Source organism: Nocardia noduli, from assembly GCF_019038455.1.
GTDB lineage: Bacteria > Actinomycetota > Actinomycetes > Mycobacteriales > Mycobacteriaceae > Nocardia > Nocardia noduli.
Genome location: NZ_JAFMPL010000028.1, coordinates 48,861 through 75,657, shown reverse-complemented (window position 1 = coordinate 75,657; position 26,797 = coordinate 48,861). Strand labels below are relative to the sequence as shown.

The 26,797-nt window shown below is 67.9% G+C and carries 24 protein-coding genes; 8 read left to right on the top strand and 16 right to left on the bottom strand.

All coding sequences use genetic code 11. The features are described from left to right. Positions 1–105: 105 nt before the first annotated feature. Positions 106–939, bottom strand: coding sequence for an META domain-containing protein (locus tag JZ792_RS17905; RefSeq protein WP_216911599.1), 834 nt, complete (start codon positions 937–939; stop codon positions 106–108). Positions 940–1,104: 165 nt separating this feature from the next. Between JZ792_RS17905 and JZ792_RS17900 the strand changes: the two genes are divergently transcribed. The 3 genes from JZ792_RS17900 (at position 1,105) to JZ792_RS17890 (ending at position 4,021) form a co-directional block, all read left to right on the top strand. After that, a complete protein-coding gene (locus JZ792_RS17900) occupies positions 1,105–2,736 on the top strand; it encodes an MFS transporter (RefSeq protein WP_216911598.1) in 1,632 nt (543 codons plus the stop codon). Positions 2,737–2,770: 34 nt separating this feature from the next. After that, the gene (gene secG, locus JZ792_RS17895) at positions 2,771–3,004 is read left to right on the top strand and encodes a preprotein translocase subunit SecG (protein WP_109526914.1); all 234 of its coding nucleotides are present in this window, start codon (positions 2,771–2,773) and stop codon (positions 3,002–3,004) included. Positions 3,005–3,106: 102 nt separating this feature from the next. Beyond that, on the top strand, positions 3,107–4,021 hold the full coding sequence (locus JZ792_RS17890; protein WP_216911597.1) for a LysR family transcriptional regulator: 915 nt from the start codon (positions 3,107–3,109) through the stop codon (positions 4,019–4,021). Position 4,022: 1 nt separating this feature from the next. On the opposite strand, the gene JZ792_RS17885 is transcribed toward JZ792_RS17890, so the two are convergent. From JZ792_RS17885 to JZ792_RS17865, 5 genes are all read right to left on the bottom strand, one after another. After that, entirely contained in the window at positions 4,023–4,835 is an 813-nt protein-coding gene (locus tag JZ792_RS17885) for a carbohydrate ABC transporter permease (protein WP_216911596.1), read from the bottom strand. Beyond that, positions 4,825–5,754: a carbohydrate ABC transporter permease gene (locus JZ792_RS17880; RefSeq protein ID WP_216911607.1), complete on the bottom strand. Its 930-nt coding sequence runs from the start codon at positions 5,752–5,754 to the stop codon at positions 4,825–4,827. Before JZ792_RS17880 ends, JZ792_RS17885 begins: the two co-directional genes overlap by 11 nt. A 100-nt stretch (positions 5,755–5,854) precedes the next feature. Then, positions 5,855–6,742 (bottom strand): metallophosphoesterase, encoded by an 888-nt coding sequence (locus JZ792_RS17875; protein WP_216911595.1) that lies wholly within the window; start codon positions 6,740–6,742, stop codon positions 5,855–5,857. After that, positions 6,739–8,100, bottom strand: a complete 1,362-nt coding sequence (locus JZ792_RS17870; protein ID WP_438804343.1) for an ABC transporter substrate-binding protein — start codon at positions 8,098–8,100, stop codon at positions 6,739–6,741. The genes JZ792_RS17875 and JZ792_RS17870 overlap by 4 nt, the downstream gene beginning before the upstream one ends. Before the next feature lie 46 nt (positions 8,101–8,146). After that, the gene (locus tag JZ792_RS17865; RefSeq protein ID WP_216911593.1) at positions 8,147–9,271 is read right to left on the bottom strand and encodes an ABC transporter ATP-binding protein; all 1,125 of its coding nucleotides are present in this window, start codon (positions 9,269–9,271) and stop codon (positions 8,147–8,149) included. A gap of 202 nt (positions 9,272–9,473) precedes the next feature. On the opposite strand from JZ792_RS17865, the gene JZ792_RS17860 reads away from it, so the two are divergent. Both JZ792_RS17860 and JZ792_RS17855 read left to right on the top strand, forming a co-directional pair. Next, positions 9,474–10,172: a DUF8020 domain-containing protein gene (locus JZ792_RS17860; protein WP_216911592.1), complete on the top strand. Its 699-nt coding sequence runs from the start codon at positions 9,474–9,476 to the stop codon at positions 10,170–10,172. A gap of 642 nt (positions 10,173–10,814) precedes the next feature. After that, positions 10,815–11,093: a YggT family protein gene (locus JZ792_RS17855; protein ID WP_216911591.1), complete on the top strand. Its 279-nt coding sequence runs from the start codon at positions 10,815–10,817 to the stop codon at positions 11,091–11,093. Here JZ792_RS17855 and JZ792_RS17850 read toward each other — a convergent pair. Both JZ792_RS17850 and JZ792_RS17845 read right to left on the bottom strand, forming a co-directional pair. Next, entirely contained in the window at positions 11,083–11,421 is a 339-nt protein-coding gene (locus JZ792_RS17850; RefSeq protein ID WP_216911590.1) for a putative quinol monooxygenase, read from the bottom strand. The genes JZ792_RS17855 and JZ792_RS17850 overlap by 11 nt on opposite strands. Before the next feature lie 232 nt (positions 11,422–11,653). After that, positions 11,654–12,502 carry an SDR family NAD(P)-dependent oxidoreductase gene (locus JZ792_RS17845; protein WP_216911589.1) on the bottom strand — a complete coding sequence of 283 codons (849 nt, stop codon included), beginning with the start codon at positions 12,500–12,502 and terminating at the stop codon, positions 11,654–11,656. 75 nt (positions 12,503–12,577) lie between these two features. On the opposite strand from JZ792_RS17845, the gene JZ792_RS17840 reads away from it, so the two are divergent. Next, positions 12,578–13,534 carry an alpha/beta fold hydrolase gene (locus JZ792_RS17840; protein ID WP_308165340.1) on the top strand — a complete coding sequence of 319 codons (957 nt, stop codon included), beginning with the start codon at positions 12,578–12,580 and terminating at the stop codon, positions 13,532–13,534. Here the strand turns inward: JZ792_RS17840 and JZ792_RS17835 are convergent. From JZ792_RS17835 to tkt, 7 genes are all read right to left on the bottom strand, one after another. Next, positions 13,531–14,010 (bottom strand): SRPBCC family protein, encoded by a 480-nt coding sequence (locus JZ792_RS17835; RefSeq protein WP_216911588.1) that lies wholly within the window; start codon positions 14,008–14,010, stop codon positions 13,531–13,533. The genes JZ792_RS17840 and JZ792_RS17835 overlap by 4 nt on opposite strands. A gap of 84 nt (positions 14,011–14,094) precedes the next feature. After that, positions 14,095–16,497 carry a thiamine pyrophosphate-dependent enzyme gene (locus JZ792_RS42065; protein ID WP_438804342.1) on the bottom strand — a complete coding sequence of 801 codons (2,403 nt, stop codon included), beginning with the start codon at positions 16,495–16,497 and terminating at the stop codon, positions 14,095–14,097. A gap of 191 nt (positions 16,498–16,688) precedes the next feature. Next, positions 16,689–17,477 carry a 6-phosphogluconolactonase gene (gene pgl, locus JZ792_RS17820; RefSeq protein WP_216911587.1) on the bottom strand — a complete coding sequence of 263 codons (789 nt, stop codon included), beginning with the start codon at positions 17,475–17,477 and terminating at the stop codon, positions 16,689–16,691. Next, the gene (gene opcA / locus JZ792_RS17815; RefSeq protein ID WP_216911586.1) at positions 17,470–18,378 is read right to left on the bottom strand and encodes a glucose-6-phosphate dehydrogenase assembly protein OpcA; all 909 of its coding nucleotides are present in this window, start codon (positions 18,376–18,378) and stop codon (positions 17,470–17,472) included. The genes pgl and opcA overlap by 8 nt, the downstream gene beginning before the upstream one ends. Further along, positions 18,375–19,931: a glucose-6-phosphate dehydrogenase gene (gene zwf, locus JZ792_RS17810; protein WP_216911585.1), complete on the bottom strand. Its 1,557-nt coding sequence runs from the start codon at positions 19,929–19,931 to the stop codon at positions 18,375–18,377. Before zwf ends, opcA begins: the two co-directional genes overlap by 4 nt. 3 nt (positions 19,932–19,934) lie before the next feature. Then, positions 19,935–21,071, bottom strand: coding sequence for a transaldolase (tal, locus tag JZ792_RS17805; RefSeq protein WP_216911584.1), 1,137 nt, complete (start codon positions 21,069–21,071; stop codon positions 19,935–19,937). Between the two features lie 5 nt (positions 21,072–21,076). Further along, positions 21,077–23,218 (bottom strand): transketolase, encoded by a 2,142-nt coding sequence (gene tkt / locus JZ792_RS17800; protein WP_216911583.1) that lies wholly within the window; start codon positions 23,216–23,218, stop codon positions 21,077–21,079. A 403-nt stretch (positions 23,219–23,621) separates the two neighbouring features. On the opposite strand from tkt, the gene JZ792_RS17795 reads away from it, so the two are divergent. After that, complete coding sequence (locus tag JZ792_RS17795; protein ID WP_308165338.1) at positions 23,622–24,638, top strand: heme o synthase; 1,017 nt, start codon at positions 23,622–23,624, stop codon at positions 24,636–24,638. A gap of 7 nt (positions 24,639–24,645) precedes the next feature. Here the strand turns inward: JZ792_RS17795 and JZ792_RS17790 are convergent, their stop codons facing one another. Further along, positions 24,646–26,076, bottom strand: a complete 1,431-nt coding sequence (locus tag JZ792_RS17790; protein ID WP_216911582.1) for an FAD-dependent monooxygenase — start codon at positions 26,074–26,076, stop codon at positions 24,646–24,648. A gap of 88 nt (positions 26,077–26,164) precedes the next feature. Between JZ792_RS17790 and JZ792_RS17785 the strand changes: the two genes are divergently transcribed. After that, positions 26,165–26,767, top strand: coding sequence for a TetR/AcrR family transcriptional regulator (locus JZ792_RS17785; protein WP_216911581.1), 603 nt, complete (start codon positions 26,165–26,167; stop codon positions 26,765–26,767). Positions 26,768–26,797 lie beyond the last annotated feature (30 nt).

Genomic DNA, 26,797 nt, shown 5'->3' with positions numbered 1-26,797 from the left:
GGGGTACGCCGTGAACAGGGTTTCGGGGCTATGCCGCGAATGGGGTTTCGGGTGTCGTCGCGGATGTGGGGTTCCGGGCTACGCGGCGAACGCGGGGTTCCGGGGCTACGTCGCGTGGAGTACCAGGCCGGTGTTGTTGGGGTTGCGCAGGGTGAGGGTGTCGGCGTCGATATCGGCGGTTGTGGTGCCGTCCAGTGTCGAGAGGACGGCGGACTCGACTTCCATGACCTCCGGGGGGCAGGCCATTCTGGTGGTCGCGAGCCGGAAGGTGATCGGGGAACCCGAAGGGTCGATGTCGGCGCTACCGGTCATCCTGTTGCAGCCGGTGGTGCCGGAGACGGTGCCGTCCTCGGCGATCAGCAGGGTGGGCCTGGTCTCGGCGAGGGTTCGTGATGTGGTGCGGGCATCCTGGGTGATGATCTCGGTCACGACCCAGTCGGTGCCCTTCAGCGGTTTGTCGGGGCTGGCGACCTTCCTGTCGACCAGGGTGACGGTCTGATCCTTGGCCCGCAGTGTCAGGGTCGTGCCTTCGAGCCGCCAGGTGGGAGCGGCGGTCAGCAGGGTGTTCATCCACTGGTCCGCGTCGGCCTGCGGTTCGGGGCAGCCGATCAGGGTGCTCGCGAGGTCGCCCACGCGCAGGACGTCGCGGTCGAAGGTCACCGAACCCGACGCGGTGTTGCAGCCCGCGTACCCGCTGACTCGATTGTCGGCGAAGGTGAGGGTCAGCGGTCCGTCGCCGGGAATCGGAGTGCCCTGCACCGTCGTGGAGATGTAGGTGTGGCCCATCGGCGTGGCCCCGGCGGTGTTCGCGGTCGACGCGGCCGAGGTCGTCGATGTGGATGATGGCGTCGCCGCATCCGGGTCGTCGTCCGAGCAGCCGACCACACCCAACGCGGCGAGTAGCAACAGCGGTGCCAGGCGAGCCGAGTATGCCGACATGAGCCCGATGGTAGTCACGCGACCGTCGGGGTAATGGGTGCCGCGCCAAACGAACGGCGACGGCGACGGTCCGATTCGTCCGCTCCGCGCTGCCCACACCCCCGGCCCTTCGGCCCCGCATTCGTCGCAGGGCGCGGGCGCCTCTGGCCTGGCGCGGCGAGCGATATGCTCTGGCGAGTGACCACAGCCGACGCGCCGAGCCCACTGTCGACCTGGGCGCCGCTGCGAACGCCGATCTACCGGGCGTTGTGGATCGCGCAGTTGGTCTCGAATCTCGGCACCTGGATGCAGACGGTCGGCGCGCAGTGGATCCTGGTCGACGAACCGAACGCCGCGACGCTGGTGTCCCTGGTACAGACCGCGATCACCCTCCCGGTGATGCTGCTTTCCATCCCCTCCGGGGTGATCGCCGATCTCGTCGACCGGCGCAGGCTGCTGCTCGGCGCGCAATCGGCGATGGCGGTGCTGGCCGCGATACTGGCGATCACCACCGCGTCCGGGCATACCACTCCCGCCATCCTGCTCACCCTGCTGTTCCTGCTCGGCTGCGGGCAGGCGCTCACCGCCCCGGCGTGGCAGGCGATCCAACCGGAACTGGTCCCGCGTCAGCAGATCGTCGCCGTGGCCGCGCTCGGCAGTATGAATATCAATATCGGCCGCGCGGTCGGGCCCGCCATCGCGGGCGTGCTCGTCACGATATCGGGACCGACCCTGGTCTTCGCGCTCAACGCGGTGTCCTTCGGCGGCATCGTCGCGGTGCTGCTGTTCTGGCGGCGACCTCCCACCGATCGCGCACTGCCCAGCGAACGGCCGTTGGCCGCGCTCCAGGCGGGCACCCGGTTCATCCGCGCCGCCCCGGCCATCCGGCGGGTGCTGCTGCGTTCGATCCTGTTCATCGCCCCCGCCAGCGCGCTGTGGGCGCTGCTGCCCGTGGTCGCCCGCGACGAACTCGGTCTGTCCGCGTCCGGCTACGGGCTGATGCTCGGCGCGCTCGGTGTGGGCGCAGTACTCGGCGCGCTCGGGCTGTCCAGGATCCGCACCCTGCTCACCCCGACCCAGCGGCTCACCGCGGCCTCGGTCCTGTTCGGCGCCGCGACGGCGGGTGCCGCGCTGCTGCGTTCGGTGCCGCTGGTGCTGCTGCTGCTCGTCGGCGCGGGCCTGGCCTGGCTGCTCGCCATGTCCACGATGAATTCCACGATGCAACTGCTGTTGCCCGCGTGGGTGCGCGCTCGCGGGCTCTCGGTCTACCTGCTGGTGTTCATGGGCGGCCAAGCCATCGGATCACTGCTGTGGGGACTGGTCGCGGGAGCGCTCGGCACCGTGTCGGCCTTGCTGATCGCCGCGGCACTGCTGGCCTGTAGCGCGCTGAGCAGCGTGTGGTTGCCGATCCGGCACAACGCCGAGGAACTGGATCTGACGCCGTCGGCGTTCTGGCCCGAGCCGCAGCTGGTGGTCGAGCCGGATCCGGAGGAGGGACCGGTCATGGTGTTGCGGACCTACGACGTGCCCGCCGAGCGCGCCGACGAATTCCTCGCGGCCATGGCCTTCCTCGGCCGCTCCCGCCAGCGCACCGGCGCCATGGAATGGCGGCTCTACCGCGACGTCGGCGTGCTCGACCGGTACGTGGAGGCGTTCGTCGTGCGGTCCTGGGCCGAGCACATGCACCAGCACCAGGTGCGGTTGACCGCGCAGGACCAGCTCAGGGAACAGGATGTCCTGCGGTTCACCGTCGGTGAGGAGCAGATCACCCACCTGGTCGCCGTCGAGCCCTATAGACCGCCAGGCCGGGTCCATTAGGCGCTGGGCAAACCCACCCCATAGACTGACCGGCATGCGGATGTTCCTGGATATCCTCCTGATCATCACCAGCCTGCTGCTGGTGCTGTTGGTGCTGCTGCACCGCGCCAAGGGTGGAGGCCTGTCCAGCCTTTTCGGTGGCGGCGTGCAGTCGAGCCTGTCGGGATCCACTGTCGTCGAGAAGAACCTCGACCGTGTCACGATCTTCACCGGTCTGGTGTGGCTCATCGCCATCCTCGGCATCGGACTCGAGATCAAATTCGCCTGACCGGCAACCGGTCGGCCACCCAACCGGTCTCGCCCGTTACCGCGTGATTCATTCCCGGTTACCCGCCCCCGATACGGTGGCGAGTACCGGGAAGGAGTCGGTATGGAGCTCCGGTATCTTGTTTCGTTCCTCGCTCTCGCGGAGGAACTGCATTTCGGTCGCGCCGCGCAGCGGCTGCATCTGACCCAACCGAGTCTGAGCGCCCAGTTGCAGAAACTGGAGCGGTCCCTCGATGTCCAGTTGGTATCCCGCAATTCCCACGAAGTGCGGTTGACCCCGGCCGGGCGGGAATTCGAGGGACAGGCCAAACTCATCGTCGCCCAGCTCGACCGGGCCGCCGAAGTCGCCAAGGCCGCGGCGGCGGGCCGGACCGGAACGCTCGGCATCGGATACAACCTGCCCGCGAGCAGGCATGTGCTGCCCACGGCCCTGGCCAGAATGACCTCCGAGAATCCCGACATCACCGTGTCGCTGTGGGAGAAACGCACCGGCCCGCAGCTCGCGGCGCTCCGTGAGGGCACGCTCGACATCGGGCTGATCTACGGCCAGCCGACCACGTCGGAATTCCGCTACCGACGATTACTGCGCCGCATCCCGCTTGTCGCGGTGGTCGGCCGCGCCCACCACTGGGCGGGCCGCTCCGGTGTCCGGTTCGCCGAACTCGCCGATCAGCAGTGCGTGCTGTTCGCCAGGGAACAGTGTCCGGCCATGTACGACGCCATCTTCCGCGCCGCCGCCGTCAATCGGATCGCCCTCGACGTGGTGCAGACCGCCGACGATCCCGGGGCAACCGGCCATATGGTCTCGGTGCGACCGCTGGTGGGTTTCGCGTCCCTGCCGAGGGCGCAGTCGATGCAGATGGGCGGGCCGGATTCGGCCGCCGTCGCGGTGAAACTGCTCGACCCGGTGCCGACACTCGACCTCTTCGCGGTCTGGCGGGCCGAGGAGACCAATCCGGCGGTCGGTCTGTTCCTCGACAGTGTCCCCGCGGTGGACGAGGACACCGTCGCGGTGTGAGTCATTTCAACCCCGAGCGCACGAACGCGTTGACGATATGGCGTTGCAGCAGCAGGTAGAGCACCAGTACCGGCAGGCAGGCCAGTCCGGCCAGCGCCATCATCGGCCCCCAGTCGTCACCCTCGGTGCCCATGAAACTGCGCAGCCCGAGTTGCAGCACGCCGTTGGAGCGGCGCATCACCACCGCGGGCCAGAAGTACTCGTTCCACGAGTTGATGAACAGCAGGATCGCGAGCGCGGCCAGCGCGGGCCGCAGATTCGGCACGACCACCGTCCACAGGATCGACCACGACGAGCGCCCGTCGATTTTCGCGGCGGCGACGAGTTCCTTGGGGAAGGCGGCCATGTGCTGGCGCATCAGCAGTACCGCCAGCGCCGAGCACAGCGTCGGCAGGGCGACGCCGACCAGGGTGTCGATCAATCCCAGTTGGTTGAGCAGCACGTAGTTCGGCAGCATGGTGACTTGGAACGGCACCAGCCAGATCCCGACGAAACCCAGATACAGCACCCGTTGCAGCGGGAAGGTGTACATGGCGAAGGCGTAGGAGGCCAGCAGCGCGATGAGCAGCTGCGCCGAGGCCGAGAGCAGCGCCACCGCGAAGGTGTTCGCGATCAGCTGGGCCACGTCGACCTTGCGCGCCGCGTCGGTGTAGTTGTCCACCGACAGCGGCCACGGGATCGGGGACAGCGACATCACATCCGACGGTCTGCGCAGCGAGGTCGCGAACAGCCAGTAGATCGGGAAGGCGCACAGCAGCGCGGTGCCCGCAAGCAGCAGGTGGCTCCCGAGTCCGCGCAATCGGTCAATCGTCATGGAAGGAAAGCCTTTCCGAGATCCACACGAGCAGCCCCGCGACGGCGCCGAAACCGAGGAACAGCAGCACGCCCGCGGCGGCACTGAGTCCGGCGTCGAAACTGTGGAAGGCGTAATCCCAGAGCAGGTAGTAGATATTGGTGGTGGACTGGGACGGACCGCCCTGGGTCATCGAATCGATGAGCGGGAAAGTCAGTGTCGGCGTGAGCAATACGGTGGTGAGGACCAGGAACATCAGGGTCGGCGCGAGCAACGGCAGGGTGATCCAGCGTCGGATCTGACCGGGGGACGCGCCGTCGACGCGGGCCGCCTCGTCGTAGTCGGGACTGATCCCGGCCAGCCCCGCCCAGACCACGAGCACCGCGAATCCCAGCAGTTGCCAGCCGGTGATCACGATGATCACGCCCTGGGCGGTGTCGGTGTCGTAGACCCAGTTGCGATCCGAGCGCAGCACCTGGTCCACCGCGCCGCCACCCGGATGCAGCAGCCAGCGCCAGACGGCGGCCGCCGCGACGGGCGCGACGAGGAACGGGGTGAAGATGAAGGCCTGGTAGATGGTCCTCGCCCGGGGCGAGACCCGACGTCCGGCCAGGGCGAGCGCCGCGGGCAACAGCACCGTGAACGGAATCAGGCCCACGATCAGCACGACGGTGCGCCACAGCGAATCCCGGAATGCCGGAAGGTCGAGCAGCCGTTCGTAATTGCCGGTGCCCACCGGTTTCATGGGGGAGCTCGGCAGCAGATTCCAGGAGTAGGTGGACAGTTCGAACGCCTGGACCAACGGGCGATAGGTGAAGATCACCAGCAGGGCAATCGCGGGGGCCAGATACAGATAGGGGACCGCCGTGCGTCCGACGCGGCGCGGTAGCGAAGCCCACCGGCCCGGCCCGGGCGCGCGAACCGCGCCCGGGACCGAGATGACCGTGTCGGTGCCGTCGTCGGGTACGCGATCTACCGCGAGTTCATCGCGGTCCGGCCGCGTGGCGGGTGCGAGCGAGGATTCGACGACGAACACCGGATCACCGCCGCTCGGCCAGAGCGGCGAGCTGATCGAGGACTTCCTGTTCGGGTCGGTCGTAGACCGTCGCCGCCGCGGTGGCCTCCACCGCGGTGGCCACCATCCCCGATCCCAGCACGTCGATTCGGGTGAAACCGAATCCGACGACGCCGCGATGCCTGCCCTGCGGCGCGAGGGTGTCGATCCGGTAGGACAGCGCGGGCGCCACCCACACCGGAATCCCCGCGAGCGCCGCCGCGCCGGTGAGGTGATTGTGCCCGCAGACGATCATGCCGACATCGGAACCCGCGAGTGCCGACGCCAGCAGATCCGGATGTTCCAGTCGCAGGAAATCCGGTCCGGGAATGGGCGAGGGCACCGGCGGATGGTGTAGTGCGAGCAGGGTGCCACGCGGTGCGGGCGTGCTCAATACCTCGGCGAGCCAGGCCAATTGCTGTTCGGAGAGCCGCCCGTGGTGGTGCCCGGGAATCGTGCTGTCCAAGGCGATGATCCGCAGGCCCGCCACATCGATGACACTGTCGAGCGGCAGGTCCGGATCGACGGTTCGCCCGAGCAGTTCCTCGCCGAAGGCCGAACGCTCGTCGTGATTGCCCATGACGTAGACGATCCTGGCGCCGAGGGCGTCGGCTACCGGTTCGACCGCAGCGCGCAGCCTCCGATAGGCCTGCGGCGCACCGTTGTCGGCGAGATCACCCGACAACACGATCGCGTCGACGGGTCGTCGCGCAACGGCGAGCCGGTCCAGCACCGCGAGCAGGTTGGCGTGGGTGTCGATCGAGCCGTGGACCAGTTCACCCTCGGCTCGCAGATGGGTATCGGTCAACTGGACGACGGTGATCGTGTCGGTGTGCCCGAGATGTCCGGCCGGTCCGCCGTTGCGCGTACTCATGCTGCCGGGAGGAGTTTGCGGCCCTGATCCTGTGCGGCGGTCAGGGTGGACTTCGGATCCTTGCCCTGGAAGACGACCGCCTCGACGGCATCCATCATGCCGTCGCGGATCTGCAGGTAGTTGGTTCCCGGCATGGAGATCCACGGCTCCATATTCGCCAGCTGCGCGACATTGGGGGCCAGCAGCGGGTTACGACGTGACCATTCCTGCAAGCCGTTCGGGTCGGTCAGCAGACCGGTGCGCAGCGGCAGGTAGCCGATACCCTGCGAGATCTTCACGTAGGCCTGTTCGCTGGTGAGGAACCGGATCAGTTCCCACGAGGCGCGCTGCTTGGCCGGATCGTTGGACAGAATGTAGAGCGAGGCACCGGAATTGGTGGGAACGGTGGTCTTCGCGCCGAAACTCGGCATCGGCGCCGACCGCAGATCCCATTTGCCCTCGGCGCCCTTGACGAAGGTGCCCTGGATGGCGCTCGTCTCCAGGATCATGCCGATCTCGCCGCGACCGAACGCCTCGTAGCCCTGCTTCTGGTTCAGCGTCGGCATCCCGCCGGTGCGGACCAGATCCTGTGCCATGCCGACGACCTCGACCGAGGCGTCGTCGGCGTAGGTGAGGGTGTGCCGATCCTCGGAGATCACCCGGCCGCCGTTGGAGCGGACCATCGACTGGAAGCACCAGTCCTTCGCGGTCTTGGTGAGGCAGTCGATGTACACCCCGCCCTTACCGGTCTTCTGGGCGATCGCGGAAGCCGCCTGCGCGACCTGCTGCCAGGTAGTCGGCGGGTTGGCCGGATCGAGTCCGGCCTCGGTGAACAGCGAGGCGTTGAAGTACAGCACCGGAGTCGAGAAGACGAACGGCACACCGTAGGTCGCGCCGTTCCAGTCGGCCAGCGTGCGGGCGCGCGGCGCGAACGGGTGCGTGCCGTCGAAATTGCGCTGCACCTCGGTCTTACCGACCAGCCCGTCGAGGGATTTGGCCTGCAACTGGTTGACGGTGAAATCCAGATCGCTGAAACCGAGCTGCGCGACATCGGGCGGCGTCCCCGCCACCATCTGGTTCTGGATGCTGGAGATGGTGTCGGTGGCCGGATTCGGGCTGTTGCCCTGCGGCTTCTGCGCGGTCACCGTGATATTCGGGTGCTTGGCCCGGAATTCGGTGAGCAGCGCGTCGAACGTATCCGTCCACGCGCCCGCCAGACCGTAGTTGTAGGACTCGAAGACGATCGACACCTTCTGGTCGGCGCCGAGTTCGGGGATCGTGGCGGTCGGCCCGGCGGAATCCTCGGTGGTGCTGCCCAATCCGCCGCACGCGCTGAGCGCGAGTGCGGTGGTCAGCGCCAGAGTGGCGATGGCCGTAATACGTTTCACGACGGTGCTCCTGAGAGTTGTTCGAGCGAGGGGTTTGTCACGCGACAGGAACTTCGTCGCGCACATCTTGGATCGGATCGGTCTCGGTGGCCTGCCAGGTCAGGCGGAGACCGGAATCCGGATGGAAGAGATGGATATCGTCCGGGTCGACGGTGAGCGCGATCTGCTCGCCGATCGACACCCGCGCGGGACGCGGGACGCGCGCGCGGATCTCGTGCTCGCCGACGGTGATGTGCACGACCTCCTCGCTGCCGAGGTTCTCGACCATCCGCACCTGTCCGCGTAGCCCGCCGGGACCGGTCGTGACGCGCAGCTGCTCGGGGCGGATACCCACGGTGACACCGGTGTCACCGCAGGTATCCGTGATGCCGAGCGCGGCGTCGAGTCCCTCCGCCGTCACATGCAGTCGTCCGGCGCGCTCGGTGATCGTGGCGGGCAGCAGGTTCATCGGTGGGGCGCCGAGGAATCCGGCGACGAAGGTCGAACGCGGGCGGTCGTAGAGTTCGGTCGGCGGCCCGACCTGTTCCACCTGTCCGTCGTTGAGCAGCGCGATCCGCGAGGCCATGGTCATCGCCTCGACCTGGTCGTGGGTCACGTAGAGGAATGTCGACCCGAGTCTGCGGTGCAGCGCGATCAACTCGGCCCTGGTCGCGCTGCGCAGCCTGGCATCGAGATTGGACAGCGGCTCGTCCATCAGGAAGGCGCCCGGATCGCGAACCATGGCGCGCGCCAAGGCGACTCGCTGTCGCTGTCCGCCCGACAGCTCGGCCGGTTTACGTCCGAGCAGAGGTGTCAGCGCCAGCGTCGCGGCGACCTCGGCGACCCGTTCGGCGATCCGCGCGCGCGGCACCCGCCGCGACTTCAGCGGGAAGCCGATATTGCGCGCCACCGTCAGATGCGGGTACAGCGCGTAACTCTGGAACACCATCGCCAGATCCCGTTGCTGCGGAGCGACGTCGGTGATCTCGCGCCCGTCGAGCAGGATCCGGCCCGAGGTCGGGAGTTCGAGACCGGCGATCATGCGCAGCAGCGTGGACTTACCGCATCCGCTCGGCCCGAGCAGAACCATGAACTCGCCGTCGGCGATATCGAGACTCACCTCGCGCACCGCGTCGGTCGCGCCGAATCGCTTCGACACCGCTTCGATCTGCAGCCGGGCCACCGGGGGTCCTCCTTCGCTCGATATGCCGTAGTGACCTGGACAGTTTCGGTCGGACGCGCAGGCGCACGCGGGTGCGATAGGCAACGCCGATCGGGCGAATCGAGGGTTTCGACTGTGTGCGCGACGGCTGCGGCGGTGGGTGAGGGTGTTGTCGCTGATACAGCCGGGTTCGCCCGAATTTCCCGAGATGAGGATTCATTCGATGAAGGTCAAGCTGACCGTCACGTCCGCATTACTGATCGCCGCGCTCGGTGCCGCCACGGGTAGCGCCGGTGCCGCGCCGCAGTCCGACAGCGTGGGTTTCTCCGCCGTCGCCGAGAACAACTCGACCGTGATCACCACCGACGCGGGTTCTTTGGCCGCCGACAACGGTGTGTTCACCATCAAGGCCGCCGACGGCACCGTTGTCGCGGGAACCGAACTGGCGTTCCGGGTCGACGAGTTCGTCTTCCCGATCGCGGCGCAGATCGCCGGCAACACCGCGACCCTCACCCCGCAGCTCGATCTCGACCACGCCACCTACAAGCCCGTCGCATTGCCCTACGAGGATCAGGCGCCGTGGAAGACCGAATACGAGCGTGAGGTCGCGGCCTGGAGCCGTATGACCACCACCATCGCCATGGGCGCCACCATCGGCACCCTCGTCGGCGGCCTCGGCGGCGCTGCCGTGGGCTGTGTCCTCGGCGGCGTTCTCGGCGCCGGCGTGGCCTCGGCGACCATCGCGGGTCTGTTCGGCCCGTTCATTCCCGCGGCAGCCGTCGGCTGTGTCGGCGGTATCGCTACGATCGGCTTCCTCGGCACCCTGGTCGGCCAGATCCTGATCACCGCACCGGTTGCCATCGCCGCCGCGGCCCAGTACTTCACCACCATCAATACCCCCGCCCCGAAGCCCGCGAAGTAATTCGCCTCTCGGTCACGGGCGTTCCGCGACTCCGATCGGAGAGTTTCGGATCGGTCGCCACGAATATGGACGGCCCCTTTTCGGTGAGAACCCCTCATCGAGAGGGGGCCGTTGTCGTGGGAACGCCGCGCCGGTCATCGGCTGAGCTGTCGGGTGCGGACGAGCCTCGTACGCGGCGACGGCGCGCGGAATCGGTGTGTGCGCCCGACGTTCGCCGAGCCGCGGCACCGGATTGCTGAAAGCACCGGGGTCAGGGGATCAGGGTGCTCGGGGAAAGCTCCCCGCCCCGGTGCAATTCCAGCATGTCGGTGGTCGACGTAGGTGCGTCGGCCGCCCGTGCATTCCGATTCTCGCGGAACACGATCGAGTCTACGAAGGCCGACTGAGGTTCGCCGGAAGTTTGCGGGATAGTTAGCGAAGGGTGGCCGGATGGACGCGCCGCCCGGCGGCGGGGTGGTGCGGGAACTACGATCTCGGCAGAGGCGGGGTGGGTGGCGCGACCACCCCCACACCCTTCGCGCTCGCCCGATTTGTCCGATCCTGATAGTCGGCTGAGAAGACGGCCACCCGGACACTTCGACGCGGGCGGGCCCGTTGATACCGATAGGACGGCCGGTTCGGCCGACACATAAGGAGTTGGTCATGAGCCTCATCGGAGCAGTGCTCGGCTACGCCCTGACGCTGTTTATCGTGGTGCTGATCGCGCGGATGATTCTGGACTGGGTAGTGCTGCTCGGCAACACCAGGTCGCCGTGGGTGTTGCGGGCGCGCGAGGCCACCCAGAAGGTGACCGAACCGGTGATCGCGCCGGTGCGCAAGGTGCTGCCGCCGATACGCGCGGGCGGTATGGCGATCGACCTGGCGTTCACGATCGTGTTCATCGTGGCGCTGGTGCTGCGGTCGATCTTCTTCAGTCTGTGACGCGCGGTGTGCTCGCAGACCGGGCGAGCACACCCTTGGCCGCCACCGGTTCGCCGACGATGAGTTCGGCGCCCGCGATGAGATCGCCGAGTACGGGTGTGGCCGCCGACATCGCCGCGCTGTCGCGGTGCGCGGTGAACGCGTCGTCGTCGGCGTAGATCTCGGAGACCCAGAACAGTTCCGGATCATCCTTGGACCGATTCAGAACGTAGAGCAGCGTGCCCGGTTCGCGTTCGACCTGCTCGAATACCGGACCGAAAGCGGCGACCAATTCCTCGGCCCTGCCTTCCTTGGCCTTGACTCGGGAGACCAACGCGACCTGCGGCATTCGAGCGCTCCTTGCGGAAATGCAGACGGAAACAGGGGAGCCGAATTGCCGGTCGTGGCATGCGGAATTCGATCCGGTCATCGGCCGCAGCCAGACTAGCACCGACTTCGAATTGCCCCGCCGGTGGTCCGCATCGACGCGCGATCGGATTATCGCGTGGTGCAACGGGTTTCGCCGGGAATTCGAATCGGCGCGGAGACCGTTCGCGGTCCGCCGCCGGTGCGGGCCGATTTCAGTCGTTGCGGGGAATGCGCCCGTCGACATCGGTGAATCCGTAGTGTTCCGCGAGATCGGCGACGCGCCAGGCGGATCCGGTGCGCGCGCGCCGGTCCGGATCGGTGGCCAGCGCGACGACCGCGCGACCGGGAAACCGCGGTGTTTCGGCGGTATCCAGATCGAATGCGCCCTCGCCGGGCAGGGTGATGATCCTGCGCCCCTCGGCATCGGCGGGCACCATCCGGAGTAGTTCGGTGTCGACGATGCCCGGCCACAGCGAAACCACCGTGACCTCGGTATCGGTCAGATTCCGGGCCAGATCGGCGGTGAGCCGATCCAGCGCGGATTTGGCCACCCCGTAGACGGCATTGTGCATATACCGCTCGGCGCCGGGTGAGGAGATATTGACGATGAGGCCACCCGATTCGATCAACAGTGGAGCGGCGAATACGGCTGCCGCGTAATGGGATCGCACGCCGACGTCGAAGGTCTCGTCCCACGCGGCGGGCGGCACCTCCCAGAACGGTTTGCCGAGCCAGCGGGCCGCGGCGGGCGCGTTGTAGACATTGTTCACCAGGACATCCAGGTGGCCGTATTCGTCACGTATCCGCTCGAACAATCGCGCGACCGCGTCGTCGTCGCGATGGTCGCAGACGAACGGGATACCGACGCCGCCCAGTTCGTCGATTTCGGCGGCGGTGCCGTGCACCGTTCCCGGCAGGTGTCCCGGCGTGATCGATCGCCCGGTCACGAATACGGTGGCGCCCGCCGCCCCCAATTCGAGAGCGATGCCTTTTCCGATGCCGCGACTCGCCCCCGTGACGACGGCCACGCTGCCGCCGAGTTTCTCTGGTATTCCGTTCACGACTTCGGGACATTACCGTGAAATAGGAACACGTTCTAAGTTTTGGAGGCGATAGTGGAGTCGGCGCATCGGTTCGTGACCATCGACGGCGGACGGATGCACGTCGCCGAACAAGGGGAGGGGCCTCCGGTGATCTTCTGCCACGGGTTCCCGCACACCTGGTACATCTGGAATCGCCAGCTCGGGGCCGTCGCGGAGGCAGGCTATCGCGCCATCGCCCCCGACCTCCGCGGATACGGTCGCACCCGGGTGCGCGACGAACCCGATTCGCACACCAATCGCGCCGTCATCGGTGATCTGCTCGCGCTGCTCGACGATATCGGCGCCGAACGGGCGGTTTTCGTCGGCCTGGACTTCGGTGCCGCGTTGGTCTGGGAACTGGCGTTGCGCGCCCCGGAACGCGTCAGCGGGCTCATCGTCCTCAACAATCCCTTCGCGCCCCGTCCGCCCCGTCCGCCCTCGCGATTGTGGGCCAAGGCCGCCGCACGTCATTTCCTGCATCTGGACTACTTCCAGAAGCCCGGCGTCGCCGATGTCGAACTCGGCGCGAATCCGGGGGAATTCCTGGCGCGCGTCTACTTCTCCCTCAGCGCCGACTACCACTACCTCGACACCTGGCGTCATCCCGCCGAGGGCACCGGATACCTCGACGTGCTCCCCGAGGCCCCACCGCTGCCGTGGCGGTGGCTCTCCCGCGAAGACCTCGACACGCTCGCCCGGGATTTCGAGAGCACCGGGTTCACCGGCGGACTCGCCTGGTACCGGGCCCTGGACCGCAACTGGGAACTCACGGCCGAGTACGCCGACGCCCACGTCACCGTCCCCGCGTACTTCCTCTACGGCGACAGGGACACCGATATGGAGGGGTTCAGCGGCCACGATCCGCTGGGCACGCTGCGCGCCCACGTGCCCGATCTGCGCGCGGTCACCGAAATCGCCGACGCCGGACATCTGCTCCAGCTGGAACGGACCGAGGAGGTCAACGCGCTCATCGTCGACCATCTCCGCGATCTGGCCGACCGGGCTCGCTAGCGGTACTCCCCGGCCAGTTCCTGATAGCCCGCCCACCTCGGCAGCGGCCTGGATTCGAGGTGGGCGCCGAGGCGGTCGAGCAGGTACTGCCAGCGCGGCCCGATGGCCTCGGCTTCGTCGGGCCGCAGGTGACGACGGATCAGTTCGACGGTGGTGACCACGCCGACCTGGGTGAGGCGCAATTCCAGATCACGGCCGTCGATACGGACGACAAGTGCGTGCGGCGCCTCGCAGCGCTCCACACGCACGGCGAGGGGACCGGAGACCGGGCCGTCGACGGGGTCGACGGTCAGATCCGCGCCCTCGCCCGCGACGGTGCCCAGCCAACGCCCCAACTGCTCGCGGGACGTGCACGCGGACCAGACATCGATGACAGGCTGCGGGTAGGAGCGCTGATAGTGCAGCAGTACCTGCTCGCCGTCGACGGGCCGGTCGTGCTCGGGACGCACCTCGCCGAGCGTGGATATCGTGGTCATGAGCCTCATCCTTCCGCTGCCGGTCAGAAGTTACTTCTCCACTGTATTTCCATGCCGGGGAATTTCATGCGGCCCGACCGTCGATCACCGGGATCGCGTCGGCGACCGGAATCTGCGCATCAATGTGACGCCGCGTCGGTTCGTGGTGCCCAGGATCGTGTCGGCGGCGGATTCGATCGCGGCCTCGTCCAGCAGGACGTTGTCGGCGGCCGGGCCGAGTGGCACGAAACTGTCCTCGCTGGTCACCCGGGCGATCCGGCCCTCGAATCCCGCGTCGAGCAGTGCGGTGACGACCGATTCCGAGACGCCGCCGCTGCGACGGGTCTCGTCGGCGACCAGGACGCGGCCCGTGGCGCGGGCGTGCAGGATCAGATCCTCCACCGGCAGCGGGTTGAGCCAGCGCAGGTCGAGGACGCGCACCTTGATGCCGCGTTCGGCGAAACGATGGGCGACCCGCAGACTCATCGGGACGCCGTTGGCGAAGGTCACGATCGTGAGATCGGTTCCGTCGCCGTGGATTCGGGCGCGACCGATCTCGACATGGTCGGTGGGCGAGCCGGAGGCCAGCCAGCCCTTGTCGCCGGGATGCAGATCCCGGGCGTGGTAGAGCGCGATCGGTTCGAGGAAGACGCACACCCGGCCGTCCACGCGCGCGGCCGAGACGCAGGTGCGCAACATGGCCGCGGCGTCGTCGGCCCGGGATGGCACAGCGACGACCAGTCCCGGTATATCACGCAGTGCCGCAACCGAATTGTCGTTGTGGAAGTGACCGCCGAAACCCTTCTGGTACGCCAGTCCGGCGATGCGGACCACCATGGGGTTGCGGTAGCGCCCGTCCGAGAAATACGACAGCGTCGCGGCTTCGCCGCGCAACTGGTCGAGGGCGTTGTGGACATAGGCCAGGTACTGGATTTCCGGAATCGGCACGAATCCGGCGAGCCCGGCGCCGAGGGCGGTGCCGAGCACACTCTGCTCGTCGAGCAGGGTGTCGAAAACCCGTCGCGCGCTGAACCGCTTCCGCAGACCCTTGGTGACCCCGTAGACGCCGCCCTTGCGGGCGACGTCCTCGCCGAAGACGAGAATGTCGCGGTCGCGGTCGAGTAGTTCGGCCAGGGTGTGATTGATCGCCTGCGCGAGCGTCATCGGGTCGGGTTCGGCGGCGGAACCGTTGGCCGACGAATCGGCGGGCGTGCTCGTCGCTGCCTTGGAGACCGCTGCCTTGGTTCCTACCGCCTCGGTGGCCGCTGCCTTGGAGGCCGCTGGCTTGGTCGCTACCGCTTCGGTGGCCGCTGCTTTGGAGGCCGCTGCTCTGGAGACCGCTGCCTTGGTTCCTACCGCCTCGGTCGCCACTGCCTTGGATGCCGCTGCCTCGGTCGTTACTGCCCCGGTCGCCACGGCCTTGGTCACCACTGCCTCGGCGTCGGCAGTGTCGGTGGCCACCGCTTCCGTGTCGGCGGCCTCGGTGGTTCTGAGCACATCGGCGCGCACGTCGTCCGGGTTCGCCGCCGCGATCGGAGCGGTCACGGCGGCGGCGGAGGCCAATTTCGGTTTGGTCCACACCGTTTGGGCCGTCACGGACACCAGGTGCGTGATGAGGTCGTAGCGGGCCAGGATCTCCTGCGGTGTCGCGGTTCCGGTGCCGACGAGTACCCGCGCGGTGGCCAGGACCGGATCTCGTTCGAGATCGGCGGCGATATCGCCCGGGCTGCGGTAGGCGGATTCGACATCGGATCCGGCATGACCGAGCAGTCGGACGGTGCGCATACGGAAGAAGGCCGGTTTGCGGTTCTTGCGGACCCATTCGACGGCCGCCGCGGCGGTCGTCATGGCGTCCACCGGATCGCAGCCGTCGGCGTCGAAGTAGCGCAGGCCGGGGCGGGACCCGTAGGCGGACTCGATCCAGTCCGAGGGTGTCGGCACGCTGAGTCCGATGCCGTTGTCCTCGCACAGGAACAGCACCGGCACCGCGACGCCCTGGTGCGCGGTGTGGACGGCGGCGTTGATCGCGCCGGTGGCGGTGGAGTGGTTGGCCGACGCGTCACCGAAACTGCACAGCACCACCGAATCCGCGGGCCATTCACTCGAAACACCCAGTCGCGCGGCACGTTCGAGGGAGAAGGCGAGTCCGACCGCGCGGGGCAGATGCGACGCCACCGTCGAGGTCTGCGGAATGATGTTGGCGGCCTTGCTGCCGTAGACCTTGTGCCTGCCACCGGAGATCGGGTCGGCGGCCGCCGCGACGACGCCGAGGAGCACGTCGAGAATCGGGTCGAGTTCGGGCACCCGACGCGCGCGATGGACGAAGAACGCGCCGGACCGGTAGTGCAACAGTGCCGGGTCGGTCGTGCGCAACGCCGCCGAGACCGCGGCATTGCCCTCGTGCCCGGACGAGCCGATGCTGTAGTAGCCGCGCCGCGCGCTGCTCAGCCGCCGGGCCGCCAGATCGAGTTGCCTGCTCGTGGCCTGCGCCTGGAACAGTTCGAGCATCGCCTCGCCCGAAATCCCCGGCGCGACCGCACGATCCGACGGCGGCGCCGACGGACCGACCAGCGCCGCGATGCCCTCGCGTAGTCGCTGGTCGAGTTCACTTTCGGAACGGCTCACCGGATGTCCCCTCGATGGATACCGTCGACGAAATTGCTGGTCGGCACCCCGACCCCTCCTATCAGAAAGTCGAGCTAGCGCAGCGCCGCTGCGGCCTCGTTGTCCAGCAACCATGTCGTCGACTCGGTGCCGATGGCGCCCGCCGAGGGGATGTCCACCGGAAACGCCCCGCCCATGGCGTCCGCGACGGCCTGCGCCTTGGCCGCGCCGCCGACGACGAGCACGACATGCCTCGTGCGACGCACGGCGGGCAGCGTGAGCGTCACCCGGACCGGCGGTGGCTTCGGTGAATTCGTCACCGCGACAACGAGTTCATGCTCCTCGCGGACCGCGTCGGTATGCGGGAACAGGGAGTTCACGTGTCCTTCGCCGCCCATGCCGAGCAGGTGCAGGTCGAAGGCGCCGTGTTCGGCCAGATGTGCGTGCACCGCCGTAGAGTACTCGGCCGCCGCCTCGATCGGGTCGGGGTATTCCCCGTCCGAGGTCGCGACCGGGTGCACGCGCGCCGGATCGACCGGGACATGATCCAGCAACGCCCGGCGCGCCTGTAGATCGTTGCGCTCCGGATCGTCGGCGGGCACGAAACGTTCGTCACCCCAGAAGACGTCGAGTGCCGACCAGTCGATCGAGCCCGGCTCCTTGCGTACCAGCTCCAGCAGGCCGATGCCGGTGCCGCCGCCGGTCAGCACCACCGACGCCGATCCGCGCGCGGCCTGCGCCGCCACGACGACCTCGACGAATCTGGCGGCCGCCGCGGCGACCAGCGCGTCGGTGTCGGGATGCACCTCGACGATATCGGAGGGGAATTCCCTGGTGACCCGCTTGCCCTGGTCGGCGTACTCCTGCCCCGGTGTCTCACTCATAGGTCACCTCATCGATTCCGGCGAGCGCCTCGGCGTAGATCTCGTCGGCATCGAGCCGACGCAGTTCCTCGGCGAGACAGTCGCGAGTCTCCCGGCGCGCCAGCGCGATTCGCTGGTCCGGATCTCCGGTGCGGGTCAGCGTGGCGGTGCGCCCGGTCTGGGGGCGTTCGATGGCGATGGACACCGAAGGACGGTGCAACCTGACCTCGAGCGCGCCCGAATGCCTGCGCACCGGGCAGCCGAGCCGGATCGCGAGCCAGCCCGCGAGTATGTCGAGCGCGGGCTCGTTGCGCAGGCCCGACACCGTCACCGATTCGATCGGCTCGAAGGGCGGTTCGTCCATGGCCGCGGCGAGCAGGGCCCGCCAGTAGGTGATCCGGCTCCAGGCCAGATCGGTATCGCCCGGCGCGTAGGAACCGCGCCGTTTCCTGATCGTCGCCTGTGGATCGGCGGCGAAGGTGGCGTCGGTGATCCGCCTGGTCGCCAGACGGCCGACCGAATCCTTGGACGGGAATTCCGGGGCGCCGCGCGGCCACCAGGCCACCACGGGGGTGTCGGGCAACAGGAACGGGATCACGACGCTGCTCTCGTGGGCGATCAGCTCGCCCTGAAGGCGCAGCACGATCACCTCCGCCGCGCCCGCGTCGCCGCCCACGCGGATCTGGGCATCGAGTTTGGTCTCGGCGTCACGGTCACCCCGCGCCAGCACCACGACGCGACAGGGATGTTCGCGACTGGCGTCGTTGGCGGCGTCGATCGCGTCCTCGGCCTCGGAACTGTCCAGGGTGCACACCACCAGGGTGAGCACCCGGCCCATGGTGATGACGCCGTTGTTCTCGCGCAACCGGATCAGGCGTTTGGTGACCGCGCCCGTCGTGGTGGCAGGCATGTCGACGATCATGGCCGCCGCCATTCCCGGCCGGTGCGCTCGAGCATCTCGTCCGCCGACGGCGGACCCCAGGTGCCAGCCTCGTACGGTTCGGGCCTGCCGTCGGCCGCCCAGTGATCGAGCACCGGATCCAGGATGCTCCAGGACAATTCGACCTCCGCGTTCACCGGGAACAGCGACGGTTCCCCGAGCAGTACGTCCAGGATCAGGCGTTCGTAGGCCTCGGGGGAGGATTCGGTGAACGCCTCGCCGTAGCTGAAGTCCATGTTGACGTCACGCACCTCCATGCTGGAGCCGGGTACCTTGGACCCGAAGCGCGTGGTGATGCCCTCATCCGGCTGTACTCGGATGACCAGGGCGTTCTGGCCGAGATCCTCGGTCATGGTCTGGTCGAACGGCAGATGCGGCGCGCGCTTGAAGACGACCGCGATCTCGGTCACCCTGCGGCCGAGCCGTTTTCCGGTGCGCAGATAGAACGGCACCCCGGCCCAGCGCCGCGTGTCGACCTCGAGGGTGATGGCGGCGTAGGTCTCGGTCTTGGACTGCGGGTCGAAACCCTCTTCCTCCAGCAGCCCGACCACGTGTTCGCCACCCTGCCAGCCTTCGGCGTACTGCCCGCGCGCGGTGGTCTCGTCCAGCGGCGCCACCAGTTTCGTCGCCGAGAGCACCTTGATCTTCTCGGTCTGCAACTGGCTGGGCTGGAAGCTGATCGGCTCCTCCATCGCGGTGAGCGCCAGCAGTTGGAGCAGATGGTTCTGGATCACGTCGCGGGCCGCGCCGATACCGTCGTAATAGCCCGCGCGCCCGCCCAGCCCGATGTCCTCGGCCATGGTGATCTGGACGTGGTCGACGTAATTGGCGTTCCAGATCGGGTCGTAGAGCTGATTGGCGAAACGCAGCGCCAGGATGTTCTGGACCGTCTCCTTACCCAGGTAGTGGTCGATCCGGAACACCGTCTCCTCCGGGAAGACCCGGTTGACCAGTGCGTTCAGTTCGACCGCGCTCTCCAGGTCGTGCCCGAAGGGTTTCTCGATGACCACCCGACGCCACGGTGTGCGGCCCTGCGCGTCGACGATGTCGGGCTGGGCCAGCTTGTGTTCGGAGAGCTGATCGAGCACCACCGGGAACATATTCGGCGGAATCGACAGGTAGAAGGCGTGATTGCCTCCGGTACCGCGTTCGGTGTCCAGATTCGCCAGCGTGGTGGCGAGACGGCCGAAGGCGGCGTCGTCGTCGAACGTGCCCTGTACGAATCGGATGCCCTCCGCCAGGTGGTCCCAGACCTCCTGGCGGAAAGGCGTGCGCGCGTGCGCGCGCACCGAATCGAGGACGACTTTCGCGAAATCCTCGTCCGCGTAGTCACGCCGGGCGAAGCCGACCAGGGCGAAACCGGGGGGGAGCAGCCCCCGGTTCGCCAGGTCGTAGATGGCCGGCATCAGTTTCTTCCGGGACAGATCCCCGGTGACACCGAAGATCACCATGCTGCACGGTCCCGCGATGCGTGGGACGCGCTTGTCCCGCTCGTCGCGCAGCGGGTTCTTCCAGATCTCTGCTGTGCCGGCCATGGATCAGGCGCTTTCGCCCGAAGCGGCGCCCAACTCCTCTGTCGTCGCGGAAAGTAGTTCCTCCCACGACTTCTCGAACTTGTCGACGCCCTCGGTCTCGAGCACGGTGAAGACGTCGTCCAGGTCGATTCCGACGGCGGACAGCGCGTCGAAGACCGCCTGTGATTCGGTAGCCGTCCCGCTGAGGGTGTCACCGCGGACATCGCCGTGGTCGGCGACGGCCTCGAGGGTCTTCTCCGGCAGGGTGTTCACCGTGTTCTTCGCCACCAGTTCGGTGACGTAGAGGGTGTCGGAGTAGTCCGGGTTCTTGACACCGGTCGACGCCCACAACGGCCGCTGCCGGTTCGCGCCCGACGCCGCGAGATGGGCGTAGGTCGAGGTGTGCGCGCCGCCGTCGAAGACGTCCTGGTACTCGGCGTAGGCCAGTCGGGCGTTGGCGACGCCCGCCTTACCGCGCAGCGCGAGGGCCTCGGGGGTGCCGATGGCCTCGAGGCGCTTGTCGATCTCGGTGTCCACGCGGGAGACGAAGAACGAAGCGACCGAGTGGATCCGGGCCGGATCGTGACCGGCGACCTTGGCCTTGGCGATACCGTCGAGGTAGGAGCCCATGACCAGGCGGTAGCGCGCGACCGAGAAGATCAGCGTCACGTTCACGCTGATGCCCTCGGCGAGCACCGCGCTGATGGCGGGCAGGCCCGCCTCGGTCGCGGGGATCTTGATGAAAAGATTCGGCCGGTCGACGATCTTCCACAGCTCGACCGCCTGCGCGGTGGTCTTCTCCGCGTCGAAGGCCAGGCGCGGATCGACCTCGATGGAGACGCGCCCGTCCACCCCGTTGGTCGATTCGAACACCGGGAGGAAGACGTCGCACGCGGCGCGCACGTCGTCGGTGGTGATCGTGCGGATCGCGGCGTCGGCGTCGGCGCCGAGGGCGGCGAGATCCTTGATCTGCGCGTCGTAGGCATGACCCTGGCTCAGGGCGCCCTGGAAGATCGTCGGGTTGGTGGTGACTCCGACGACACCGCGGGTGGCGATGAGTTCGGCGAGGTTGCCGGACTGGATCCGGTCCCTCGACAGGTCGTCGAGCCATACCGAGACGCCTGCGGCCGAGAGAGCGGCGACGTTTTCGTTCTGTGTCATGGGGGTTATCCCTTCACGTTTTCGAGCGTGCGCTGCGCGGCGGCGACAACGGCTTCCGCGGTGATCCCGAACTCGCGGAACAGGGTCTTGAAATCGGCGGAGGCGCCGAAATGCTCGATCGACACGATCTCGCCCGCGTCACCGGCGAACCGGTGCCACGGCATGGCGATTCCGGCCTCGACGGTGACTCGCGCGCGCACCGTCGGGGGCAGCACCTCGTCCCGGTAAGCCTTGTCCTGCGCGTCGAACCACTCGACACACGGCATCGAGACCACGCGGGTTCCGATGCCCTGTCCCTCCAGCGTAGTGCGGGCGGCCATGGCGAGCTGGAGCTCGGAGCCGGTAGCGATCAGGATCACCTGCGGCGTGCCGGTGGACGCCTCGGCGAGGACGTAACCGCCGCGTTTGACGCCTTCGTAGCTGGTGCCCTCGAAGATCGGCAGATCCTGACGGGTCAGCGCCAGCGCCGACGGTCCGTCCTGGTGCGGGGCGTCCGACGGCACGAAATGCGAGGTGCGCTCGCTGGAGTCGCGCTCGAGGATGGTGCGCCAGGCGTAGCTGGTCTCGTTCGCGTCACCCGGGCGGACCACGTTCAGCCCGGGAATGGCGCGCAGCGCGGCCAGATGTTCGATCGGCTGGTGGGTCGGGCCGTCCTCGCCGAGACCGATCGAGTCGTGGGTCCACACGTAGATCGCGGGTACCCGCATCAGCGCCGCGAGGCGGACCGCGGGACGCATGTAATCGGAGAAGACCAGGAAGGTGCCGCCGTAGGGGCGGGTCGGCCCGTGCAGCGCGATGCCGTTGAGGATCGAGCCCATCGCGTGCTCGCGCACACCGAAGTGCAGGGTGCGGCCGTACGGGTTGGCCTTCCACATGCCGGTAGAGATGGATTCCGGCCCGAAGCTCGGCGTGTCCGGCATGGTGGTGTTGTTGGATTCGGCGAGGTCGGCCGAACCGCCCCACAGTTCCGGCAGCACCGGGGCCAGCGCGGCGAGCACCTTGCCGGACGCCTTGCGGGTCGCCACGCCCTTGGGATCGGCCTCGTAGGTGGGCAGGTTCGCGGCCCAGCCCTCGGGCAGATCACGCTTGGCGAGCCGGTCGAACAGCGCCTTGTTGGCCGGGTTGGCCTGCGCCCACGCGTCGAAACCCCGCTGCCAGTCGCGATGGGCCTGCTGTCCGCGCTCGATGACCTCGCGGGTGTGTGCGATGACGTCGGGATCGACGTCGAAATTCTTCTCGGGATCGAATCCGAGCACCTTCTTGGTGGCGGCCACCTCGTCGACGCCCAGCGCCGCGCCGTGGGCGCCACCGGTGTTCATCTTGGTGGGGGCCGGGTAGCCGATGATGGTGCGCAGCACGATGATCGAGGGCTTGGAGGTCTCCGCCTTCGCGGCCGCGAGCGCGTTCTCGATGGCGACGACGTCCTCACCGCCCTGCACGACCTCGACGTGCCAGCCGTAGGCGGCGTAGCGCTCGGCGACGTCCTCGGTGAAGGCGATGGTGGTGTCGTCCTCGATGGAGATCTTGTTGTCGTCGTAGATCAGCACGAGGTTGCCGAGCTGCTGGGTGCCCGCCAGCGACGACGCCTCGGAGGTGACGCCCTCTTCCATATCGCCGTCGGAGGCGATCACGTAGACGAAGTGGTCGAACGGGCTGGTCCCCGGCGCGGCCTCGGGATCGAACAGGCCGCGTTCACGCCGGGCCGCCATCGCCATGCCCACCGCCGAGGCCAGGCCCTGACCGAGCGGGCCGGTGGTGATCTCGACGCCGTCGGTGTGCCGGTACTCGGGGTGGCCGGGGGTGAGCGAACCCCATTTGCGCAGGTTCTTCAGATCGTCGAGTTCGAGACCGAAGCCGGCCAGGTACAGCTGGATGTACTGGGTCACGCTGGAATGGCCGCAGGACAGCACGAAACGGTCCCGGCCGACCCAGTGCGGGTCGCTCGGATCGTGACGCATCGTGCGCTGGTAGAGCGTGTAGGCCAAGGGCGCGAGGCTCATCGCGGTACCGGGGTGACCGTTTCCGGCGTTCTGCACCGCGTCGGCGGCGAGGACGCGGACGGTGTCGACGGCCTTGGTGTCCAGATCCGTCCAGTCGTCCGGGTGGTTCGTCTGAGTGAGGGCGCGGATGTCATCTGTCACTGGCACGACCGAGGTTCTCCTGACATTGGTTTCGTCGACGGCGGTGTTGTTGGCGGCCCGATTTCTGCCGCGAGACGCACGGCGGCTGCGCGATGCGTGTCCGAGTGTCGACACCAGCCTAGATGTGCCCTCTGACCGGCATTGCGGGAACCCGGCTCTACCGGGGCCCGTGTCGCTGATTCACCGCGTGGCGTGGCGCGCCGGTGTCCGTTTTGCCCGTGTATGCGGGGCCGGTGCGCTACACGGCCGTCGGAGGCTGCCAGGGGCGAGGAGAGGAGTGCGGTCGGCGAGGGTCTACCATCCTCTGTAGTAGTAGCCGCGCCGCACTGTGCTGTGCATCGGAACATCAGGACCGAGCGCGCTGCTCGTTCCATTGCCGGATGTGATGCACAGCGTGCGAGGAGAGATAGTGCGGATTGGGCAACAGCCGGGTGGCAGCGGTGCGCACGGCTCCTCCGCGACGGCGCACGATACCTCCGCCTCCGCTTCCGAGCAGGTCGAGAAATCGCGGGGCGACGGCGTGGTCTCCCGGGTGCTGCGTCGCCCGCTGGCCTACATCGCGCTGACCAAACCACGCGTCATCGAACTGCTGCTGGTCGCGACCATCCCGACCATGCTGCTCGCCGACCGCGGCACCGTCGATATCCGGCTCATCCTGGTCACCCTGTTCGGCGGCTGGATGGGCGCGGCGAGCGCGAACACGCTCAACTGCGTCGCCGACGCCGATATCGACAAGGTGATGAAGCGGACCGCCAAGCGTCCGCTGGCCAGGGAAGCGGTTCCCACCTCGCACGCCGCGATCTTCGGCGTGACGCTCGGAATCGCCTCGTTCGCCTGGCTGTGGTGGCAGGCCAACCTGCTGAGCGGCGTGCTCGTGGTCGCCACGATCCTGTTCTACGTCTTCGTCTACACCCTCGGGCTCAAACGGCGTACCTCCCAGAACGTGGTGTGGGGCGGCGCGGCCGGATGCATGCCCGCGCTCGTCGGCTGGTCCGCCGTCACCGGCGGTATCGGCTGGCCCGCGATCGCGCTGTTCGGCGTCATCTTCTTCTGGACGCCGCCGCACACCTGGGCGCTCGCCATGCGCTACAAGGAGGACTACCGCGCGGCGGGCGTGCCGATGTTGCCGGTGGTCGCCACCGAGCAGACCGTCACCAAGCAGATCGTCATCTACACCTGGCTCACCGTGCTCACCACCCTCGCGCTGGTCCCGGCGACCGGGGTCGTCTACGCCGCCGTGGCGCTGGTGGCCGGAGCGTGGTTCCTGCTCATGGCCCACCAGCTGTACTCCGGCGTGCGACGTGGCGAGTCGGTGAAACCGCTGCGCCTGTTCCTCCAGTCGAACAATTACCTGGCGGTCGTGTTCTGCGGCCTCGCGGTGGATTCGGTGCTCGGCTGGGACACGGTCGGCAGCTTCTTCGGCTGATCCGCCGTCAGTCGCGGCGGGCGAGGTACCCGTCGGGACGGATCTCGACGATATCGCCGTCGGTCGCCGCGTAGGCGTCGAAGGCGTGCCCGTCGACGTCGACCACGTACCGCCCGCTCGCCGTCGTCCCCGGCCGGATCACCCGATACACCTTGGCGTCGGTCGCCCTGGGCAGTTCGCCCCTGTCGCCGAACACCAGCACCGTGGCGTGCGGCCCGCGGAACAGGTCGAACAGCCGGACGGGCTGCCCGTCGACATCCTTCAGCGGCGCGTCCGGGGCCCGATCGCCCGCGACGAGTCGGCCGGTCGCGCCGGGTTCGCGATAACTCACGCTCAACTGGCGGGCCTCCTCGCCGCGTTCCATGGCGTCGGCCTTGCCTTCCACCAGTTTGTCCAGCAATTCGGTGCTCAGGCCGAGGACCCGCGCGGCGACCGTGCGGCGTTCGGGTTCGTAGGTCCGCAGCGGCACGAGATCTCCCAGCAGCGCCGCGGCCAGCTTCCAGCCGAGGTTGTACGCGTCCTGGATGCCGGTGTTCATGCCCTGACCGCCGGTCGGCGGATGGACGTGGGCCGCGTCGCCCGCGAGGAAGACCCGGCCGTCGCCGAACCTGGCGGCGAGCCGGATATTCGGCCGCCACACGGTCACCCAGGTCAGGTCGGTGAATTCGAGATCCATCGTTCCCGTGTAGCGGTCGGCCATGACCTGGAGCACCGCGAGCGTGGGTTCGGCGTCGGCGTCGAGCGGCGCGCCGAATTGGAAATGACGCCCGCCGGGCAGGGGCGAGAGCGCGAAACCCTCCATCGGGCGTTCGGCCGAAGCGGCGAACCAGTGGCCGTAGTCGTGGTCGAGCACATCCGCCCGCACATCGCCGAGCAGCATCCGTATCGAATCGTCGGTGGAACCCTCGAACGGGATGCCGAGGGTTTTGCGCACGGTGCTGCGTCCGCCGTCCGCGCCGACCAGATAGGCCGCGCGCACCGTCTCGACGCCGTCGGCGGTGGTCAGCGTCGCGGTGACGCCGTCGTCGTCCTGCGTGAGGTCCGTCAGCGCGGTGCCGAGTTCGACGCGCACGCCGAATTCGGCCAGTCGCGCGCGCAGGATCGCCTCGGTGCGTGACTGCCCGAGGAACCACGGGTTGGGATAGGGGATCGCGGGGGTGGGTTCGGCGGGCTCGAACATCCGCCGTTCGCCGACGAACTCGCCGCCGAAGTAGGCCCGCATGACGGGGGCGGGAATGCCCGCGTTCGTCACCGCTTCCAGGACGCCGAGATCGTCGAATACCTCGAGGGTGCGGGGCAGGATGCCGTCGCCCCTGGAACCCGCGAAGAACTCGTCCGCCTTGTCGACCACGCGGACCGGGATGCCGCGGCGGGCGAGATCGATGGCGAGGGTCAGGCCGGTCGGCCCCGCACCCGCGATGAGTACCTGGTTCGTCACGATTCCTCCAAGAGTGAATTTAATTTCAGTGAATCTGAATTCAGTATTGGACTTGGTAGGTTCTGCTGTCAAGAGGAGGTGGGTGCCGGTGGCGACGAGTAGGCAGGAACGGTCGGCCGAAACGGAGCGTGCGCTCAAGGACGCCGCGCAACGGCTGTTCGCCGAACGCGGCTACCTCAACACGAAGATCACCGACATCACCGCCGCCGCCGGACGTGCGGCGGGCTCGTTCTACAACCATTTCGCGAGTAAGGAAGAACTGCTCCAGGCCTTGCTGCGGGATCTGGCCGACGCGGGGGACGTGCGCGCCGAACATCCGGACCACAATCCGGATTTCAGCGATCCGGACGCCGTGCGCTACCACATCGCCGGTTACTGGCATTTCGCCCGCGAGCACGCCTCGGTACTGCGCGCCGTCGGTCAGGCCGCGGCCGTGAACGAGGATTTCGCGCGTCTGCTCCAGCAGTTCGGCGTCGAACAGCGGGCCGATATCGCCGACCACCTGAAAGGTCTGGTCGACAACGGATTCCGGTTACCGAGCACCCCCGACGCCAGCCTGGCGGTCATGTTCATCGCGACACAGGGACTGCTCGCGGCGGTGGAGGACGGCGCGGTCGAACTCAGCGACGAACAGGCGATCGACGGGCTGACCCGATTCGTCTACCGGGGACTGACCGGACGCGATTACTGACACACGGCGGATCGGATCTTCGCGGATTCC

Bases quoted from the DNA above. Each gene is read 5' to 3' on its own strand.
- JZ792_RS17905 (WP_216911599.1), bottom strand. From the start codon at position 939: ATGTCGGCATACTCGGCTCGCCTGGCACCGCTGTTGCTACTCGCCGCG.
- JZ792_RS17900 (WP_216911598.1), top strand. From the start codon at position 1,105: ATGCTCTGGCGAGTGACCACAGCCGACGCGCCGAGCCCACTGTCGACC.
- secG (WP_109526914.1), top strand. From the start codon at position 2,771: ATGCGGATGTTCCTGGATATCCTCCTGATCATCACCAGCCTGCTGCTG.
- JZ792_RS17890 (WP_216911597.1), top strand. From the start codon at position 3,107: ATGGAGCTCCGGTATCTTGTTTCGTTCCTCGCTCTCGCGGAGGAACTG.
- JZ792_RS17885 (WP_216911596.1), bottom strand. From the start codon at position 4,835: ATGACGATTGACCGATTGCGCGGACTCGGGAGCCACCTGCTGCTTGCG.
- JZ792_RS17875 (WP_216911595.1), bottom strand. From the start codon at position 6,742: ATGAGTACGCGCAACGGCGGACCGGCCGGACATCTCGGGCACACCGAC.
- JZ792_RS17860 (WP_216911592.1), top strand. From the start codon at position 9,474: ATGAAGGTCAAGCTGACCGTCACGTCCGCATTACTGATCGCCGCGCTC.
- JZ792_RS17855 (WP_216911591.1), top strand. From the start codon at position 10,815: ATGAGCCTCATCGGAGCAGTGCTCGGCTACGCCCTGACGCTGTTTATC.
- JZ792_RS17850 (WP_216911590.1), bottom strand. From the start codon at position 11,421: ATGCCGCAGGTCGCGTTGGTCTCCCGAGTCAAGGCCAAGGAAGGCAGG.
- JZ792_RS17835 (WP_216911588.1), bottom strand. From the start codon at position 14,010: ATGACCACGATATCCACGCTCGGCGAGGTGCGTCCCGAGCACGACCGG.
- JZ792_RS42065 (WP_438804342.1), bottom strand. From the start codon at position 16,497: ATGCTCGAACTGTTCCAGGCGCAGGCCACGAGCAGGCAACTCGATCTG.
- pgl (WP_216911587.1), bottom strand. From the start codon at position 17,477: ATGAGTGAGACACCGGGGCAGGAGTACGCCGACCAGGGCAAGCGGGTC.
- opcA (WP_216911586.1), bottom strand. From the start codon at position 18,378: ATGATCGTCGACATGCCTGCCACCACGACGGGCGCGGTCACCAAACGC.
- zwf (WP_216911585.1), bottom strand. From the start codon at position 19,931: ATGGCCGGCACAGCAGAGATCTGGAAGAACCCGCTGCGCGACGAGCGG.
- tal (WP_216911584.1), bottom strand. From the start codon at position 21,071: ATGACACAGAACGAAAACGTCGCCGCTCTCTCGGCCGCAGGCGTCTCG.